This is a genomic window from Micromonospora saelicesensis (assembly GCF_900091575.1).
Classification (GTDB): Bacteria; Actinomycetota; Actinomycetes; order Mycobacteriales; family Micromonosporaceae; genus Micromonospora; species Micromonospora saelicesensis.
The window spans coordinates 20307-37083 of record NZ_FMCR01000005.1; the positions used below are offsets into that span (position 1 = coordinate 20307).

At 70.9% G+C, this 16777-nt stretch carries 19 protein-coding genes; 16 read left to right on the forward strand and 3 right to left on the reverse strand.

Features of this window, described 5'->3' with window-relative positions; all coding sequences use genetic code 11:
- Nucleotides 1-30 precede the first annotated feature (30 nt).
- On the forward strand, nucleotides 31-366 hold the full coding sequence (locus GA0070561_RS21335; RefSeq protein ID WP_091403682.1) for a hypothetical protein: 336 nt from the start codon (nucleotides 31-33) through the stop codon (nucleotides 364-366).
- A 13-nt stretch (nucleotides 367-379) separates the two neighbouring features.
- A complete protein-coding gene (locus GA0070561_RS21340; protein ID WP_091403684.1) occupies nucleotides 380-1300 on the forward strand; it encodes an ATP-grasp domain-containing protein in 921 nt (306 codons plus the stop codon).
- Between the two features lie 629 nt (nucleotides 1301-1929).
- Here GA0070561_RS21340 and GA0070561_RS21350 read toward each other — a convergent pair.
- Nucleotides 1930-2895 (reverse strand): COX15/CtaA family protein, encoded by a 966-nt coding sequence (locus GA0070561_RS21350; protein WP_167362455.1) that lies wholly within the window; start codon nucleotides 2893-2895, stop codon nucleotides 1930-1932.
- Between the two features lie 98 nt (nucleotides 2896-2993).
- On the opposite strand from GA0070561_RS21350, the gene GA0070561_RS21355 reads away from it, so the two are divergent.
- From GA0070561_RS21355 to GA0070561_RS21415, 13 genes are all read left to right on the forward strand, one after another.
- Nucleotides 2994-3794 carry a helix-turn-helix transcriptional regulator gene (locus GA0070561_RS21355; protein ID WP_373861615.1) on the forward strand — a complete coding sequence of 267 codons (801 nt, stop codon included), beginning with the start codon at nucleotides 2994-2996 and terminating at the stop codon, nucleotides 3792-3794.
- Nucleotides 3791-5221 carry a Fe-S cluster assembly protein SufB gene (gene sufB, locus GA0070561_RS21360; protein WP_091403689.1) on the forward strand — a complete coding sequence of 477 codons (1431 nt, stop codon included), beginning with the start codon at nucleotides 3791-3793 and terminating at the stop codon, nucleotides 5219-5221. Before GA0070561_RS21355 ends, sufB begins: the two co-directional genes overlap by 4 nt.
- A gap of 88 nt (nucleotides 5222-5309) precedes the next feature.
- Nucleotides 5310-6455, forward strand: a complete 1146-nt coding sequence (sufD, locus tag GA0070561_RS21365) for a Fe-S cluster assembly protein SufD (RefSeq protein ID WP_091403691.1) — start codon at nucleotides 5310-5312, stop codon at nucleotides 6453-6455.
- Nucleotides 6455-6781 carry a non-heme iron oxygenase ferredoxin subunit gene (locus GA0070561_RS21370; protein WP_091403693.1) on the forward strand — a complete coding sequence of 109 codons (327 nt, stop codon included), beginning with the start codon at nucleotides 6455-6457 and terminating at the stop codon, nucleotides 6779-6781. The genes sufD and GA0070561_RS21370 overlap by 1 nt, the downstream gene beginning before the upstream one ends.
- The gene (gene sufC / locus GA0070561_RS21375) at nucleotides 6781-7554 is read left to right on the forward strand and encodes a Fe-S cluster assembly ATPase SufC (protein WP_091403695.1); all 774 of its coding nucleotides are present in this window, start codon (nucleotides 6781-6783) and stop codon (nucleotides 7552-7554) included. The genes GA0070561_RS21370 and sufC overlap by 1 nt, the downstream gene beginning before the upstream one ends.
- A 20-nt stretch (nucleotides 7555-7574) precedes the next feature.
- Nucleotides 7575-8879 carry a cysteine desulfurase gene (locus GA0070561_RS21380; RefSeq protein ID WP_091403697.1) on the forward strand — a complete coding sequence of 435 codons (1305 nt, stop codon included), beginning with the start codon at nucleotides 7575-7577 and terminating at the stop codon, nucleotides 8877-8879.
- The gene (gene sufU, locus GA0070561_RS21385; RefSeq protein ID WP_091403700.1) at nucleotides 8879-9352 is read left to right on the forward strand and encodes a Fe-S cluster assembly sulfur transfer protein SufU; all 474 of its coding nucleotides are present in this window, start codon (nucleotides 8879-8881) and stop codon (nucleotides 9350-9352) included. Before GA0070561_RS21380 ends, sufU begins: the two co-directional genes overlap by 1 nt.
- A 67-nt stretch (nucleotides 9353-9419) precedes the next feature.
- Nucleotides 9420-9866 carry a metal-sulfur cluster assembly factor gene (locus tag GA0070561_RS21390; RefSeq protein WP_091403703.1) on the forward strand — a complete coding sequence of 149 codons (447 nt, stop codon included), beginning with the start codon at nucleotides 9420-9422 and terminating at the stop codon, nucleotides 9864-9866.
- A gap of 186 nt (nucleotides 9867-10052) precedes the next feature.
- Complete coding sequence (locus GA0070561_RS21395) at nucleotides 10053-10643, forward strand: TIGR03086 family metal-binding protein (RefSeq protein ID WP_208603821.1); 591 nt, start codon at nucleotides 10053-10055, stop codon at nucleotides 10641-10643.
- 341 nt (nucleotides 10644-10984) lie between these two features.
- Nucleotides 10985-11617 carry a LysE family transporter gene (locus GA0070561_RS21400; RefSeq protein ID WP_091403708.1) on the forward strand — a complete coding sequence of 211 codons (633 nt, stop codon included), beginning with the start codon at nucleotides 10985-10987 and terminating at the stop codon, nucleotides 11615-11617.
- Nucleotides 11618-11745: 128 nt separating this feature from the next.
- The gene (locus GA0070561_RS21405) at nucleotides 11746-12393 is read left to right on the forward strand and encodes an acVLRF1 family peptidyl-tRNA hydrolase (RefSeq protein ID WP_091405209.1); all 648 of its coding nucleotides are present in this window, start codon (nucleotides 11746-11748) and stop codon (nucleotides 12391-12393) included.
- 99 nt (nucleotides 12394-12492) lie between these two features.
- A complete protein-coding gene (locus tag GA0070561_RS21410; RefSeq protein WP_091405207.1) occupies nucleotides 12493-12792 on the forward strand; it encodes a muconolactone Delta-isomerase family protein in 300 nt (99 codons plus the stop codon).
- Nucleotides 12793-12871: 79 nt separating this feature from the next.
- Nucleotides 12872-13231 carry a YybH family protein gene (locus GA0070561_RS21415; protein ID WP_091403710.1) on the forward strand — a complete coding sequence of 120 codons (360 nt, stop codon included), beginning with the start codon at nucleotides 12872-12874 and terminating at the stop codon, nucleotides 13229-13231.
- A gap of 72 nt (nucleotides 13232-13303) precedes the next feature.
- Here GA0070561_RS21415 and ypfJ read toward each other — a convergent pair whose 3' ends face one another.
- Nucleotides 13304-14227: a KPN_02809 family neutral zinc metallopeptidase gene (gene ypfJ, locus GA0070561_RS21420; RefSeq protein WP_091403712.1), complete on the reverse strand. Its 924-nt coding sequence runs from the start codon at nucleotides 14225-14227 to the stop codon at nucleotides 13304-13306.
- Nucleotides 14228-14491: 264 nt separating this feature from the next.
- On the opposite strand from ypfJ, the gene GA0070561_RS21425 reads away from it, so the two are divergent.
- Entirely contained in the window at nucleotides 14492-16096 is a 1605-nt protein-coding gene (locus GA0070561_RS21425; RefSeq protein ID WP_091403713.1) for an ABC-F family ATP-binding cassette domain-containing protein, read from the forward strand.
- Between the two features lie 21 nt (nucleotides 16097-16117).
- On the opposite strand, the gene GA0070561_RS21430 is transcribed toward GA0070561_RS21425, so the two are convergent.
- Nucleotides 16118-16717, reverse strand: coding sequence for a cadmium resistance transporter (locus GA0070561_RS21430; RefSeq protein ID WP_091403714.1), 600 nt, complete (start codon nucleotides 16715-16717; stop codon nucleotides 16118-16120).
- Between the last annotated feature and the right edge of the window lie 60 nt (nucleotides 16718-16777).

Below are 16777 nucleotides of genomic sequence, written 5' to 3' on the forward strand. Positions count from 1 at the left end.
CGGGGTGCGACTCTGCTTAGGCTTCGCGTCATGGCAGATGGTTCCGATACGACGCTGACGGCCGAGCAGACCGCCGGCGAGCAGGCGCCCCAGGGCCTGGTCGCGGGCCTCAAGGCGTTCGCCGCCGGACACGGCGGCGCGAAGGCGGTCATCGAGTACGTCGGCAAGCGTGGCGCGCGGATCGTCCTGGTGGGTTCCGACGGCGAGTGGGGCGACCAGTTCGCTGACGACACCGTCACCGCCCGGGAGGCGTGCGCCAAGGCGGGAGTCACCGTCGAGAACGCCTGGGAGCGTGAACTGATGGACCAGATGCGTCCGAGCAACGACCTCTGGCGGTCGATGGCCCGGCGCACGATGGCCCGCTGAACAGACACCTGAATTGACCACATATCACCAGTCGACCCGGGGGAAACCCCGGGTCGCTCTCGTCACCTGCTCAGCCCTGGCCGACCTCGACCCGGACGACCGGCTGGTCCTGGCCCCGCTCGCCGCCCGTGGTGTCGCCGTCCAGTCCGCCGTCTGGGACGACCCCGACGTCGACTGGTCGTCCTACGACCTGGTCGTGCTCCGCTCACCCTGGGACTACGCGCTACGCCGCGATGAGTTCGTGTCCTGGGCGGCCACCGTCCCGATGCTGGTCAACCCGGCGGACGTGGTCCGCTGGAACACCGACAAGCGCTACCTCGCCGAGCTGAACGCCGCCGGGGTGCCAACCGTGCCGACGTCGTGGATCGAGCCGGGGGAGAGCTGGCAGCTGCCCGCCGAGACCGGCGAGTACGTGCTCAAGCCGGCAGTCAGCGCCGGCAGTCAGGACACCGGCCGGTACGACCTGGCCGACCCGGAGCACCGGGACCTGGCCGCCGCACACGTTCGCCGGCTCTTCGAGGCCGGCCGGGTCACCATGGTCCAGCCGTACCTGCGGGCCGTCGACACCGAGGGCGAGACGGCCCTGCTCTTCCTGGCCGGCCCGGAAGGGCTCGCGTTCAGCCACGCGATCCGCAAGGGTCCGATGCTGTCCGGTCCGGATCTCGGTCCGGACGGGCTCTACAAGGCCGAAGAGATCACCGCCCGCACCGCCCGCCCCGAACAGCTGGCGGTGGCCGAGCGGACCCTCGCGACGGTGCCCGGCGGCACCCGACAGCTGCTCTACGCCCGGGTCGACCTGATCCCCGGCCCGGACGGTGAGCCGGTCCTGGTCGAGCTGGAGCTGACCGAGCCGTCGCTCTTCATCGGGTACGCGGACGGAGCCCCCGACCGCCTCGCCACCGCGATCACCACCCACCTGGCCCGCACCGCCTAACCCCCACCACAAGCAACCCCCGAACGGCCGCCCGCGCCGCCGTGGCCGCCCGCGCCGCCGTGGGCGCCCGCGCCGCCGTGGGCGTCCGCGCTGCCGTGGGCGTCCGCGCTGCCGTGGGCGTCCGCGCTGCCGTGGGCGTCCGCGCTGCCGTGCGCCCGTGCCGCTGGCCGTCCGCGCCGCCGACCAGCCGGGCTGCCGTGCGTCCGTGCTGCGGTGCGCCCGTGCTGCCGCCGGCAAGATCGCGCAACATCCTGGTTGTAGTGGCTTCCTGGCACTCCGTGGCCACTACATCCTGGTTCGAGCGCGATCTTGGTGGCTATGGGCGGCCAACCCCGGGTCCGGGACCCTCCGGCGCGGGGTTCGTCGTCAAGATCCGCGCAACTTCAGGGATGTTGCCGTCTCCCGCGTGTCGGAGGCAGCAACATCGGGGGAGTTGCGGAGATCTTGGCGCGGGGCGCGGGGCGCGGGGCGCAGCATCCGGCACCTCGACGGCGCGGGGTACGGCGCCCGCTCGGGTGGCGTTCGCTGTGGGGCCAGTCGTTGCGGGCCAGCTCGGTGGTGACGGCGGGGCGGGCTGGGCCAGCGGGGAACGCGGGGCCCGGCGGCCGAGCGGCCTAGCGGCCGGACGGTCAGGCGGTGACTGGTACCGGGGCGGTGGCGTCGGTCGGGGCGGCCTGGGGGGCCGACGTGACCGCGCGGCGTTCCCGGGTGGACCACTGCACCGACAGGGCGGCCAGCAGCACCAGGCAGGAGCCGAGCATGTGCGTGCCGACCAGGATCGCCGGCACGTGGGTGAAGTACTGCACGAAGCCGATCAGGCCCTGACTCAACTCCACGGCGACCAGGATGATCGCGGCGCGGGTGGCTCGCTGCGCACCGACGGCGCGGAACGCGAAGATCAGCGCCACCGACAGCCCGATCAGCAGGAAGACCCCGTCGGCGTGCACCTGCGAGATCGTCTCCGGGTCGAGCCCGTTGCGGGCGGCGCCGTGGTCGCCGGCGTGCGGGCCGCTGCCGGTGACCCAGGTGCCGACGACCAGCACGGCGACGGTGACGCCGGTGGTGACCCGGGCCAGCGCGCGCAGCGGTGCGGGCACCACGGCCACGGTCGGGCCGTCGGGGTCGCCGATGCGTCGCCAGAGGGCGTACGCGGCGGCGATCACGGCCATCGAGGCGAGGAAGTGCAGCCCGACCACCCACGGGTTGAGGTTGGTCAGCACGGTGATGCCACCGATCACCGCCTGGGCGGGGATGCCCAGGAAGACCGCCACGGCCAATGCGAGGAGCCCGGGTCGGCGGGGCCGATGCAGCAGTACGGCCAGTACGGTGGCCAGTGCGATCAGACCCACCGCGAAGGTCAGCATGCGGTTGCCGAACTCGATCACCCCGTACACGCCCATTTCCGGCGTGGTGACGTAGGAATCGTCGGTGCACCGGGGCCAGGTGGGGCAGCCGAGGCCCGAGGCGGTCAACCGGACGGCCCCGCCGGTGACGACGATGCCCACGTTCGCGATGATCGAGGCGAGCGCGAGGCGGCGCAGCAGGATGCCGGAGACCGGACGGACGATTCGGTTCACGGCGCAAATCCTACGCACCGTAGTGATCGAGGTTCGTCCGACTCCGTCGGCTCGGTGGTTGGGATCACCGGGGCCCGGGTTTGCGACCCTCCGGGTAATTACGTAACGTTGGCGTTGTGAAAAACGCGGCGGCGCTCTCCGGGCACCAACCGACGGCCGTACCGGCCCTCGGTGCGTCCGCCTCCGCGCCTGCCGTGACCACGTCGGCCGGCCTCGCCGGGCCGGCGGCGGCCGAGGTCTCCACCCGGGACCGGGTCACCCAGTTGCTGCTGGAGCAGGGTGCCACCACCGCCGCGCAGCTTGGCGCGGCGCTCGGGCTCAGCCCGGCGGCGATCCGCCGGCACCTCGACGCGATGCTTGCGGATGGTGACGTGTACGCCCGCGAGCAGCCCGTGCAGGGCAGCCGCGGTCGGGGGCGTCCGGCCAAGGTGTTCCTGTTGACCGAGGCCGCCCGGGTCCGCTGTGGCACACACCACTACGACAACATGGCCACCGCCGCGCTGCGCTGGATCGCCCGCAGTGGCGGCTCGGACGCGGTCGAGGCGTTCGCCACCGAGCAGGTGTCGGCTCTCGAGTCCCGTTGTCGGACGGCCATGGAGGACGCCGGCGACGACCCTCTCGCCCGGGCCGAGGCACTCGCCGCAGCGCTCACCGGCGAGGGTTACGCTGCCAATGCGACCACGATCGCCTCCGGCGGCCAGCTCTGCCAGCACCACTGCCCGGTGGCGCACGTGGCCGCCGAGTTTCCTCAGCTGTGCGAGGCCGAGACCGCGGTCATCTCCCGTCTGGTCGGCACCCACGTGCAGCGTCTGGCCACCATCGCGCACGGCGACGGGGTGTGCACCACGCACATCCCGACTCAGCCGGGCCGCGTTCAATCCGGTAATCCCGTAACCACTGTGAGGACAGATAGATGACCGAGCAGATCGTCCAGCCCCTGACCCAGGAAGAGCAGCTCGCCGCCCTGGGCCGGTACGAGTACGGCTGGTCCGACCCGGACGCCGCCGGGGCGGTCGCCCAGCGCGGCATCAACGAGGCGGTGGTGCGGGACATCTCGGCCAAGAAGAACGAGCCGGCGTGGATGCTCGACCTGCGGCTGAAGGGCCTGCGGCTGTTCGGCCGTAAGCCGATGCCGGCCTGGGGCGCGGACCTCACCGGGATCGACTTCGACAACATCAAGTACTTCGTGCGGTCCACCGAGAAGCAGGCCACCAGCTGGGAGGACCTGCCCGAGGACATCAAGAACACCTACGACCGGCTGGGCATCCCGGAGGCGGAGAAGCAGCGGCTGGTCGCCGGTGTCGCGGCGCAGTACGAGTCGGAGGTCGTCTACCACAAGATCCGCGAGGACCTTGAGGAGCAGGGCGTCCTCTTCCTGGACACCGACACGGCGCTGCGCGAGCACGAGGACGTCTTCAAGGAGTACTTCGGCACGGTGATCCCGGTCGGCGACAACAAGTTCGCCGCCCTGAACACCTCGGTGTGGTCCGGTGGCTCGTTCATCTACGTGCCGAAGGGCGTGCAGGTCGAGATCCCGCTGCAGGCCTACTTCCGGATCAACACGGAGAACATGGGCCAGTTCGAGCGGACGCTGATCATCGTCGACGAGGGTGCGTACGTGCACTACGTCGAGGGCTGCACCGCGCCGCTCTACTCCTCCGACTCGCTGCACAGCGCGGTCGTGGAGATCATCGTCAAGAAGAACGCGCGCTGCCGCTACACGACCATCCAGAACTGGTCGAACAACGTCTACAACCTGGTCACCAAGCGCGCCGTCTGCCACGAGGGCGCGACCATGGAGTGGGTCGACGGCAACATCGGCTCCAAGGTGACCATGAAGTACCCGGCGGTCTACATGACCGGCGAGCACGCCAAGGGCGAGGTGCTCTCGGTGGCGATGGCCGGCGAGGGTCAGCACCAGGACGCCGGCGCCAAGATGGTGCACGCCGCGCCGCACACCTCCTCGACCATCGTGTCGAAGTCGATCGCCCGTGGCGGCGGCCGCACCTCGTACCGGGGTCTGGTGCAGGTGCTGGAGGGTTCGCACCACAGCCGGAGCACTGTCAAGTGCGACGCGCTGCTGGTCGACACCATCTCCCGCTCGGACACCTACCCGTACGTCGACATCCGTGAGGACGACGTGTCGATGGGGCACGAGGCGACCGTCTCCAAGATCAGCGACGACCAGCTCTTCTACCTGATGAGCCGGGGCCTGAGCGAGGACGAGGCGATGGCCATGATCGTGCGCGGCTTCATCGAGCCGATCGCCAAGGAGCTCCCGATGGAGTACGCCCTGGAGCTCAACCGTCTGATCGAGCTTCAGATGGAGGGCGCGGTCGGCTGACGCCGCCGCTCCCCGTGACGGGCCGGAACCTCGGCCCGTCACACCCGGCCCCAACTCGTCGTCACGGAACAGACAGACCAAGGAAGAAATGACTACCCAGGCTTCCGCGCCGCCGCCCAGCACCAAGTCGCAGGCGCTGCGCTCGTACGACGTCGCCGACTTCCCGGCCCTCACCGGCCTGGAGGAGGAGTGGCGCTTCACCCCGCTCAAGCGCCTCCGCGGCCTGACCAGCGAGGCGCCGGCCGCGCCCGGCGCGGTCCGACACGAGTACGGCGACCTGCCCGAGGGCGTCGCCATCACCCGGGTCGGCCGTGACGACGAGCGGGTCGGCAGCGTGCTGACCCCGGTCGACCGGGTCAGCGCGCTGGCCTACGGTGCCGCCGCGGACGCCCTGCTGCTGCGGGTGGCCCCCGACGTGGTGCTCGGTGAGGCGGTGCGGCTGCGGGTGGTCGGCGAGGGCGTCGAGCAGCCGGCGTTCGGTCACACCTTCGTCGAGGTGGGCCGGTTCGCCGAGGCGACAGTGGTGCTGGAGCACGTCGGGTCGGCCACCCTGGCCGACAACGTCGAGGTGGCCGTGGCCGACGGCGCGAAGCTGACGCTGGTCACTGTCGCCGACTGGGCCGACGACGCGGTCCAGGCCCAGCACCTGAAGATCAAGCTGGGCCGGGACGCCAAGGTCATCCACATCCAGGTCTCCCTGGGTGGCGACCTGGTCCGGCAGTTCACCAGCGTGGAATACACCGGGCGCGGTGGCGAGGCCGAGCTGTACGGCGTCTACTTCGCCGACTCCGGCCAGCACCTGGAGCACCGGCAGCTGGTCGACCACAGCATCCCGGACTGCCGCAGCTACGTCGGCTACCGGGGCGCTCTGCAGGGCGAGAGCGCACACACCGTCTGGGTGGGCGACGTGCTCATCCGGGCCGAGGCGACCGGCACCGACACGTACGAGATCAACCGGAACCTGCTGCTCACCGACGGCGCACGGGCGGACTCCGTACCCAATCTGGAGATCGAGACCGGCGAGATCTCCGGTGCCGGCCACGCCAGCGCGACCGGCCGCTTCGATGACGAGCAGTTGTTCTACCTGATGGCCCGGGGCATTCCGGAGAGCGAGGCCCGCCGGCTGGTGGTGCGTGGTTTCTTCGCCGAGCTGATCAACAAGATCCCGGTGGAGTCGCTGCGCGAGAGCCTCGGCGACGCGATCGAGGCCCGGCTGACCAAGGCGGGCGCTTGATGATCCGCATCTGCTCCACCGAGGACGTGCCGAAGGGCACCGCGATCAGCGCGGACGTCGACGGCACGCCGATCGCCCTGGTGCACGGCGAGGACGGCGGCTTCTACGCCGCGTACGACGAGTGCTCGCACGCCTCGGTCGCGCTCTCCGAGGGTGAGGTCGATGGCTGCACGCTCGAGTGCTGGCTGCACGGCTCGCGCTTCGACCTGCGCACCGGCGAGCCGACCGGCCTGCCCGCCACCGAACCCGTCCCCGTCTACCCCGTCGAAGTCCGCGACGGCGACATCTACCTCAGCCTGACGCCGAGTAATGGAGTGACCCGATAATGAGCACCCTGGAGATCCGCGACCTGAAGGTGTCGGTCAAGCTGCCCGAGGGTGAGCTCAAGCCGATCCTGGCCGGTGTCGACCTGACCGTGAAGTCGGGCGAGACCCACGCGATCATGGGCCCGAACGGTTCCGGCAAGTCCACCCTGGCGTACTCGATCGCCGGTCACCCCAAGTACGAGATCACCGGTGGCACGGTGACCCTCGACGGCGAGGACGTGCTGGCCATGACGGTCGACGAGCGCGCCCGCGCCGGCCTCTTCCTGGCCATGCAGTACCCGGTCGAGGTGCCCGGCGTCTCGGTGGCGAACTTCCTGCGGACCGCCAAGACCGCCATCGACGGCGAGGCGCCGAAGCTCCGTACCTGGGGCGGCGAGCTGCGCGGTGCGATGGAGCGCCTCCAGATGGACCCGGCGTTCGCCCAGCGCAACGTCAACGAGGGCTTCTCCGGTGGTGAGAAGAAGCGGCACGAGATCGTCCAGCTGGAGCTGCTCAAGCCGAAGATCGCGATCCTCGACGAGACCGACTCCGGTCTCGACGTGGACGCGCTGCGCGTGGTCAGCGAGGGCGTCAACCGGGTCCGCGACACCGGTGACACCGGCGTGCTGCTGATCACCCACTACACCCGGATCCTGCGCTACATCAAGCCGGACTTCGTGCACGTCTTCGTGGCCGGCCGGATCGTCGAGCAGGGCGGCTCGGAGCTGGCCGACAAGCTCGAGGCCGAGGGCTACGAGCGGTACGCCGCCGGGGCCGGCACGGCCAAGGCCTGAGCGGGAGAGGCGCTGCCGAGATGACCAGCATCGCGATCCCCTCGGGGATGCCGCAGTACGACGACGTGCCGCGTTTCGACGTGGCCCGGGTGCGCGCCGACTTCCCGATCCTCGGTCGGGACATCAACGGGCACCCGCTGGTCTACCTCGACAGCGCCAACACCTCGCACAAACCGCGCCAGGTGCTCGACGTGCTCGACGAGCACTACGCGCGGCACAACGCCAACGTGTCGCGCTCGGTGCATACCCTGGGCACCGAGGCCACCGAGGCGTACGAGGGGGCGCGGGCGAAGATTGCCGCGTTCATCAACGCGCCGAGCACCGACGAGGTGGTGTTCACGAAGAACTCCACCGAGGCGATCAACATCGTGGCGTACGCCTTCTCGAACGCCTCGCTGCGCCCGGACGCCGATCCCCGTTTCCGGCTCGGTCCGGGCGACGAGGTGGTGATCTCCGAGATGGAGCACCACTCGAACATCGTCCCGTGGCAGTTGCTCTGTGAGCGGACCGGCGCGACCCTGCGCTGGTTCCCGGTCACCGACCAGGGGCGGTTGGACGAGTCGGGCCTGGAGGATCTGGTCACCGAACGGACGAAGATCGTCTCGCTGGTGCACATGTCCAACATCCTCGGCACTGTCAACGCCACCTCCCGGATCACCGCGCGGGTCCGCGAGGTGGGTGCGCTGCTGTTGCTGGACTGCTCGCAGTCGGTGCCGCACCTGCCCATCGACGTGGTCGACCTGGACGCCGACTACATCGTCTTCACCGGCCACAAGATGTGCGGTCCGACCGGCATCGGTGTGCTCTGGGGCCGGGGTGAGCTGCTGGCGGCCATGCCGCCGGTCTTCGGCGGCGGCTCGATGATCGAGACGGTCACCATGGCCCGCTCGACGTTCGCCGCGCCGCCGGCCCGCTTCGAGGCGGGCACGCCGCCGATCGCCGAGGCGGTCGCGCTCGGTGCGGCGGTCGACTACCTGACCGGCATCGGGATGCAGGCCATCCAGTGGCACGAGAAGGAGCTGACGGCGTACGCGCTGGAAGCTCTCGGCTCGGTGCCGGACCTGCGGATCTTCGGTCCGACCGTGCCGGTGGGCCGGGGCGGCACCATCTCGTTCGCACTCGGTGACGTGCACCCGCACGACGTGGGTCAGGTGCTCGACTCGCTCGGCGTGCAGGTGCGGGTGGGCCACCACTGTGCCAAGCCGGTGTGCAGCCGGTTCGGCGTCCCGGCCATGACCCGGGCCTCGTTCTACCTCTACACCACCACCGAGGAGATCGACGCTCTGGTGGCCGGTCTGGAGCAGGTGCGGAAGGTGTTCGACTGATGCAGCTCGACCAGCTCTACCAGGAGATCATCCTGGACCACTACAAGCGCCCGCACGGGCGTGGCCTGCGCGATGCCGACGACCCGGGCGACCAGGTCGCGGAGGCGCACCACGTCAACCCCACCTGCGGTGACGAGGTCACCGTCCGGGTGGCCACCGACGGCACGGTGCTGCACGACATCTCGTACGACGGGATGGGCTGCTCGATCAGCCAGGCATCGGCGAGTGTGCTGCACGAGTTGCTGCGTGGCCGGGGCGCCGGGGAAGCATTCGAGGTGCACGAGGCGTTCGTGGAGTTGATGTCCGGACGTGGCCAGGTCACGCCGGACGAGGACGTGCTCGGTGACGGGGTGGCTTTCGCGGGTGTGGCCCGTTACCCCGCCCGGGTCAAGTGCGCGCTGCTGCCGTGGATGGCGTTCAAGGACGCCGCGGCACGCGCCGGTGTGGGTGTGAGCCCGGAGGTGAAGGCGTGAGCCAGCGTCAGCGAGCGAATGACACAGTGGTGCCTTGTGGCATCACGCAGCGATGCGGAGGGACGGCATGAGCGAGAACACCGCTACTGAGGCGACGCCGGAGGCCGGTGACACCACCGTGGAGCCGCAGACCGACGCCGCGACGACCGGCGGCACCGTTGACGCCGCCGCTCCCGCGGGCGGCGTCACCAAGGCGATGATCGCCGACATCGAGGAGGCGATGAAGGACGTCGTCGACCCGGAGCTCGGCATCAACGTGGTCGACCTCGGCCTCGTGTACGGCGTCCACGTCGACGACGAGAACGTCGCCACCCTGGACATGACGCTCACCTCGGCGGCCTGCCCGCTGACCGACGTCATCGAGGACCAGACCCGGCAGGCGTTGACCACCGGCCCCGGCGGCGGCCTGGTCAACGACATCAGGATCAACTGGGTGTGGCTCCCGCCGTGGGGCCCGGACAAGATCACTGACGAGGGTCGGGACCAGCTCCGTTCCCTCGGCTTCAACGTCTGACACGATCCACTTCGTCGAGCGCGGTACCCGTCCGGGTACCGCGCTCGACGCGTTCCAGGCCCGCGCGGGAAAATAGTGGAACGGATCGTTCCGGTCTGCTAAGCTGAGTTTATCGAACGGAGCGGAATATTCCGCTCCGGAGGCGGGTGGGGAAGCTCGCTGAAAGCCGGCAGAGAGGGCAGGACGATGAGCGAGATGGCAGCGGGGCAGTGGCGGATCGTGCTCGAGCAGGCGCACGAGGCGCTTCGGACGACCGTCGAGGGGGTTCCGGCCGACGCCTGGGAGCGGCCCACCCCGTGCGAGCGGTGGAACGTCACCCAGGTGCTCCAGCACGCGACCGGCGACCAGTTCGCCTTCGCGTCGGCGATCAACGGCGGTCCGGGGCCGACGGAGGACCCGTTCGCACCCTCCGGTCGGATTGACGGCGACAAACTTGCCGACCTGCGCGCTGCCCTCGACGCGTCCGCCCGGGCCTGGAAGAGCGTCGCCGACGACGCCCCGGAGGTGCCCACGCCGCTGCCCCAGGGCAAGCTGCCGGCCGAGGTCGGCGCCGTAGCGTGCGCCCTGGACGCGGCAGTGCACGCCTGGGACATCGCGGTGGCCACCGGTCAGCCGTCCCCGCTCGGCGCCGAACTGGCCCGCCCCCTGCTGGTGGTGGCCCGGCAGATCGTCGAGCCGCTGCGGGCCTACGGCGCGTACGCCCCGGCGATCGACCCCGCTTCGGAGGCCGACGAGGTCGCCGCCCTGCTCTCCTACCTCGGTCGCGACCCTCGGTGACCGCCTGAAGTTCGGCTCTGCCCGGTCGGCCGACCCCCGAACAACCCAAGATCACGCTCGATCATTGATGTAGTGGCCTCGGTGCGTCGCCGAGGCCACTACATCCTGCTTTGAGCACGATCTTGGCGCGGGGCGCGGGGCGCGGGGCGCGGGGCGCGGGGCGCGGGGCGCGGGGCGCGGGGCGCGGGGCGCGGGGAAAATCGGTGGCGGGGGCGCGGGTCCGGCGCGGAGGATGCACGTGTGATTGAGGCGTACCCGAAGCAGGTTCCTGTCCGTGCGGCCACTGCCGTGCGTCGACAGCGGCCGCTCCGGGGACGGACCTCGACCCGCCACCGACGTCCATGACCGGGGCGTTCCTCGCCGGTCTCGTGGCCGGCTACGGCGTCGCCATTCCGGTCGGCGCGATCGCGATTCTCATTCTGGGGCTCAGCGCCCGCACCTCGTTTCGGGTTGGTGCGGCCGCAGCGCTCGCGGTGGCGACGGCTGACGGGCTCTACGCGGTGGTGGCCGTGCTCGGCGGGGCCGGCCTGGCCGGAATCATCGGGCCGGTCGCCGGGCCACTGCGGGTGGTCGCCGCCGTGGTCCTGCTGGGTCTTGCCGGGCACGGCCTGTGGCGGACATGGTCCGCGCACCGCTCGCAGCGGTCGCTGACGACACGCGACGGTGGGGGTATGAGCACTCCGGGGCGGGCCTACGCGGCGCTGCTCGGGTTGACCCTGCTGAACCCGATGACGGTGCTCTACTTCACCGCGCTGGTGCTCGGCCGCCGGAACACGGCCGATTCGGGTGTGGTCCCGGTGGCGCTCTTCGTGGCCGGGGTGTTCCTGGCGTCGGCGAGTTGGCAACTGGTCATTGCCGGCGGTGGCACCGTGGTCGGCCGGGCGTTGACCGGGCCGCGTGGCCGGCTGGTCACCGGCCTGGTCTCCAGCGCGCTGATCGCCGCGCTGGCGGTGGCCGCGCTACTGCCAGGCTGAACGGTCACGGCAGCCATCCGACGGCTGAACCACCCGACCGCGACGGGGCGACGGTGTCGCCCGGTCGCGGGCCAGGCCCGGGGCCGCCCGGGGTCGCGGGTGGGTTCGCTGTGCCGTACGGTCGGGCGGTGACCAGTCGACCCGCAGCCGGCGGAGGCCGGTGGGTCGAGGTGGACCCGGCCCGCGTCGGCCGCTGGGTCGAGGGCTTCGCCGACCGGCACGGCCCGCCCACCACCAGCGCCCAGGAGTACGGCCTACTGCTCGCCGCCCCGGACGGGGCAACCGCTGAGCTGTACGCCCCACCGGGTGCCCCGGTCGGCGCGGATGTGGCCGGGTTCGTGGCCTCCGCCGTCATGCCTCGCCGGATCGGCCTGCTGCTGGCCCGCAAGGGCGCTGTGGCGCTCGGGGTGGCCGAGGGCGGCGACCTCGTCGTCTCCAAGGTGGACACCCGGTACGTGCAGGGGCGCACCGCTGCGGGGGGATGGTCGCAGCACCGGTTCGCCCGTCGGCGTGACAACCAGGCGAAGGCTGCGCTGGGTGATGCGGCGGACCTGGCCGTACGGCTGCTGTTGCCGCAGGCGGCGACGCTCGCCGCGCTGGTCTGCGGCGGTGACCGGCGGGCGGTGGACGGGGTGCTGGCCGACCGGCGGTTGGCCCCGCTCGTGCCGTTGCGGGCGGAGCGGCTGCTGGACGTGCCGGAGCCCCGGCACGCGGTGCTGGTCGCGGCGGTGGGTGCGGCCCGGGCGGTCCGGATCCTGGTGCGCGACCCCGACTGACCTCGGCCTTCACTGGCGGCGGTGTCGGTGGGGGAGACGATCGCCACGCAAAACGGGGTTCGCGGCGTGCTGCCGGGCTGGCCGCCGGAGGATGGGCGCGTGGAGTTTCTGGTTGACATGGTGACGACGGTGCCGCAGGGAACATCGGAGGACGGCGTCGCCGACATGCGCGCGCGAGAGGCGGCGCGTTCGGCCGAGCTGACGGCCCAGGGCAGTCTCCTGCGGCTGTGGCGGCCGCCGCTGGCGCCGGGGGAGTGGCGTACGTGGGGGCTCTTCCAGGCCGCCGACGCCGATGAGCTGGAAGCCGTGCTCGCGTCGATGCCACTGCGCGCCTGGCGGCGCGAGACCGTGACGCCGTTGACGCCGCACCCGAACGACCCGGGTCAGCCGCCTCGCTGAGCCTGGAGGGGGTCGCCTCGCACCTGGGGCAGCTCGACAGGCACGCAACGGGGCACGTCCGTCCAGCAGGGAGATCATCATGTCCGAGGCGCAGATTCTGCGTACCGTCCTCGACCGGTGGAAATCGGCGGTCGACGCCCACGAGCCCGATCGGGTCGCGGCGTGCTTCACCGAAGACGCGATCTTTCAGGGGTTGCAGCCGTACACGGTCGGTCCTGCCGGCGTCGCCGCGTACTACGCCGGACAGCCGCTCGGCCTGACCGCCGCGTACGACATCCGGGAGATCCGCCGTCTCGCCGACGACGTGGTCCTCGGCTACCTGGAGGTGGAGTTCGGCTTCACCGACCGGCCGGCCCTGACCGTCAACCTCGGCGTGCTCCTGAGGCGGGTCGACGACGACTGGCTCATCGGCCACTACCAGGTCTCGCGGCTGACCTGACCTGGGAGCTTCGGCAGGAATGACGATCGTGGCAGGCCCGCCGATGGGCCTGCCACGATCTCGGAGCGGATGTCAGAGCTGGTCGGTGCCGAAGGTGTCGCAGGTCTTCGGGTCGCCGCGGTCGTAGCCCTGGTTGAACCAGCGCTTGCGCTGCTCGGACGTGCCGTGGGTGAACTGGTCGGGGTTGACCCGCCCGCCGGAGCGCTCCTGGATGCTGTCGTCGCCGATCGCCTCGGCGGCGTCGATGGCCTGGCTGATGTCGGCCTCGGTGATGGACTTGAACAACGGCTGCTGGCCGGTCTTGTCCTTGCTCTCGGTGGCGTGCCGGGCCCAGGCGCCGGCGTAGCAGTCGGCCTGCAACTCCAGCCGCACGGAGGCCGAGCGAGGCCCGCTCTGGTCGCCCTGGCCGGCCTTCGCGTTGGTGCCGAGCAGGTTCTGGACGTGGTGGCCGTACTCGTGGGCGAGCACGTACGGCTGGGCGAACTCACCCTTGGCGCCGAACCGGGAGGCCAGCTCGTCGTAGAAGCTCAGGTCGATGTACACCTTCCGGTCTGCGGGGCAGTAGAACGGGCCGACACCCGAGTCGGCCTGCCCGCAGCCGGTGTTCACGGCCGCCTGGAAGAAGTTGGTGGTGGTGACCTCGTAGTCGCTTCTGCCCAGTTCGGGGTACGCCTTCTTCCAGTAGTCCTGGATGCTGTTGACGTAGAGCAGGTTGCGGCAGCGTGCGTCGTCGAGACGCTCGGGGTTCGCGGTGGAGCACAACTGCTCCAGGTCGGTGCCGCCGGCCTGACCGCCCTCGTCGCCGTTGGTCATGGCGTTGAGACCGAACCCGCCGCCGAGCAGGGCGACGAGAACGGCCACCACGATTCCGATGATGCCGCCCCGGCCGCCGCCGCCGGGGATGGGGATGCCGAAGCCGCCGCCTGACCCGCCGCTACCCCGGCCCAGGTCGTTGGCCTGGGAGGTGTCGAGCTCGGCCCGCTCGTTGAGTTCCATGCGTGACCCCGATCGCCGTATGCCGGTGAGTGTCGTTTGTGTGTCGTTTCGTCCATCGAGTGCCGGACGGGGTCCGGACAGGCGTTCCGATACCCGATGATCTTGATCGGTAATCCGGGCGGGCCGTCCTGCGGCGCCCGGTACACTTGTCAGGTGCTGCGCTGCGAAGGCTGAACCGCCCCGCGCCGTCGGGCCCCTTGAGCCCGCCGGCCGTTTCGCGTGCCCCGAGTCAGCCTTCCAAACCCCGAGAGCGAGCCCGCAAACATGATCACTGCCACCGGCCTGGAACTGCGTGCCGGTTCCCGGATCCTGCTGTCCGACACCACCCTGCGCGTGCAGCCCGGTGATCGGATCGGCCTGGTCGGTCGCAACGGCGCCGGCAAGACCACCACGCTGAAGGTGCTCGCCGGCGAGGGGCAGCCGTACGGCGGCCAGATCGACCAGCGCAGCGCCATCGGCTACCTGCCACAGGACCCGCGCACGGGTGACCTGGAGGTCACCGGCCGCGACCGGGTGCTCTCCGCCCGCGGCCTGGACGTGCTGATGGCGCAGATGCAGGAGGTCGAGGCCCGCCTCGCCGAAGACGCCAACGACAAGCTGGTCCGTCGGTACGGCGCGCTGGAGGACCAGTTCGCCGCCCTCGGCGGGTACGCCGCCGAGGCCGAGGCCGCGCGCATCTGCGCCAACCTCGGCCTACCGGACCGGGCGCTCGCGCAGACCATCGGCACCCTGTCCGGTGGTCAGCGTCGCCGCATCGAGCTGGCCCGGATCCTGTTCCGCGACGCGGGCGAGAACGGCGGCGGCATCCTGCTGCTCGACGAGCCCACCAACCACCTCGACGCCGACTCGATCACCTGGTTGCGGGGCTTCCTCGCCAACCACAAGGGCGGCCTGATCGTGATCTCCCACGACGGCGCGTTGCTGGAGTCGGTGGTCAACAAGGTCTGGTTCCTCGACGCCACCCGGTCGGTCATCGACGTGTACAACCTGGGTTGGAAGGCGTACCTGGAGGCGCGCGAGACCGACGAGCGGCGCCGCCGCCGGGAGCGGGCCAACGCGGAGAAGAAGGCCGGCGCGCTGATGGCGCAGGCCGACAAGATGAGGGCCAAGGCCACCAAGACCGTGGCCGCGCAGAACATGGCCCGCCGTGCCGAGAAGCTGATCTCCGGCCTGGAGGAGGTGCGGGTCGCCGACCGGGTGGCCAAGGTGCGTTTCCCCAGCCCCGCGCCGTGCGGCAAGACCCCGCTCACGGCGACCGGCCTCTCCAAGTCGTACGGCTCACTGGAGATCTTCACCGACGTCAACGTGGCGGTGGACCGGGGCTCCCGGGTGGCCATCCTCGGGCTCAACGGCGCCGGCAAGACGACCCTGCTGCGGATGCTCGGCGGGCTGCTCAGCCCGGACACCGGCGAGGTGCACGCGGGGCACGGCCTGCGGCTGGGCTACTACGCCCAGGAGCACGAGACGCTGGACGTGGAGCGGACGGTGCTGGAGAACATGCGCGCCGCCGCCGTCGAGCAGTCCGACACCGACCTGCGCAAGATCCTTGGCGCGTTCCTCTTCTCCGGTGACGACGTGAACAAGCCGGCCGGCGTGCTCTCCGGCGGCGAGAAGACCCGACTGGCCCTGTCCACTCTGGTCTGTTCCGGCGCCAACGTGCTGTTGCTCGACGAGCCGACGAACAACCTCGACCCGGTCAGCCGGGAGCAGGTGCTGGACGCCATCGCCAACTACCCGGGCGCGATCGTCCTGGTCACCCACGACCCGGGTGCGGTGCTGGCGCTCAAGCCGGACCGGGCCATCCTGCTGCCCGACGGCGACGAGGACGCGTGGAGCGACGACCTGCTCGAACTGGTCGAGCTGGCCTGACCGAGGCTGCTCGGCCAGCTCTCAGCCGAGCAGGTCGACCAGTCGGCCGAGCACGCCGGAGCTGACCAGGATCACCAGCCCGATGGCGATGAAGACCGTCGGCACCAGCCAGGCGCCAGCGCGCTCGACCAGCCCGACCACCCTCCGGTGCCCGCCCAGCCAGGCCCCGGCCACGCACCAGAGCGCGATCAGCAGCACGAAGACCAGCAGGAACACCGCGCTGTCGGCCACACCGAGGGCCCGGAACACGGGTACGTAGACAGCGACGTTGTCGGCGCCGTTCGCGATCGTCACCCCGGCCACGCCGAGCGCTCCGGTGACGACCGCCGGTGCCTCGTCGTCGCCCGAACTCCGCAGCGCGCGTACGCCGAGCGCGATCGGCAGCAGGCCGAGCAGCCCCGTCCACGGGTCGGGCACCACCAGAAGTCCACCCGCGACCACCGCGCTGGCCAACGCGAGCGCGCCGATGCCGAGGTATTGCCCGGCGACAATCTCCCAGGTGCGGGGCTGGCCGGTCGTGCGGGCCGCGACGAAGAACAGCGTCAGGATGACGATGTCGTCGATGTCGGTGGCGGCGAAGACCACGGCCGCCGCGCCGGCGGTGCTCAACAGGTCGATCACGACCGAAGGCTACGGGCCGCCGGCAGCCGCCAGCTTCCGGCGGTGGTACGCCCGGATGCC

Coding starts and splice junctions, on each gene's coding strand:
- GA0070561_RS21335 (WP_091403682.1), top strand. CDS start 31: ATGGCAGATGGTTCCGATACGACGCTGACGGCCGAGCAGACCGCCGGC.
- sufB (WP_091403689.1), top strand. CDS start 3,791: ATGACCGAGCAGATCGTCCAGCCCCTGACCCAGGAAGAGCAGCTCGCC.
- sufD (WP_091403691.1), top strand. CDS start 5,310: ATGACTACCCAGGCTTCCGCGCCGCCGCCCAGCACCAAGTCGCAGGCG.
- GA0070561_RS21370 (WP_091403693.1), top strand. CDS start 6,455: ATGATCCGCATCTGCTCCACCGAGGACGTGCCGAAGGGCACCGCGATC.
- sufC (WP_091403695.1), top strand. CDS start 6,781: ATGAGCACCCTGGAGATCCGCGACCTGAAGGTGTCGGTCAAGCTGCCC.
- GA0070561_RS21380 (WP_091403697.1), top strand. CDS start 7,575: ATGACCAGCATCGCGATCCCCTCGGGGATGCCGCAGTACGACGACGTG.
- sufU (WP_091403700.1), top strand. CDS start 8,879: ATGCAGCTCGACCAGCTCTACCAGGAGATCATCCTGGACCACTACAAG.
- GA0070561_RS21390 (WP_091403703.1), top strand. CDS start 9,420: ATGAGCGAGAACACCGCTACTGAGGCGACGCCGGAGGCCGGTGACACC.
- GA0070561_RS21395 (WP_208603821.1), top strand. CDS start 10,053: ATGAGCGAGATGGCAGCGGGGCAGTGGCGGATCGTGCTCGAGCAGGCG.
- GA0070561_RS21400 (WP_091403708.1), top strand. CDS start 10,985: ATGACCGGGGCGTTCCTCGCCGGTCTCGTGGCCGGCTACGGCGTCGCC.
- GA0070561_RS21415 (WP_091403710.1), top strand. CDS start 12,872: ATGTCCGAGGCGCAGATTCTGCGTACCGTCCTCGACCGGTGGAAATCG.
- ypfJ (WP_091403712.1), bottom strand. CDS start 14,227: ATGGAACTCAACGAGCGGGCCGAGCTCGACACCTCCCAGGCCAACGAC.
- GA0070561_RS21425 (WP_091403713.1), top strand. CDS start 14,492: ATGATCACTGCCACCGGCCTGGAACTGCGTGCCGGTTCCCGGATCCTG.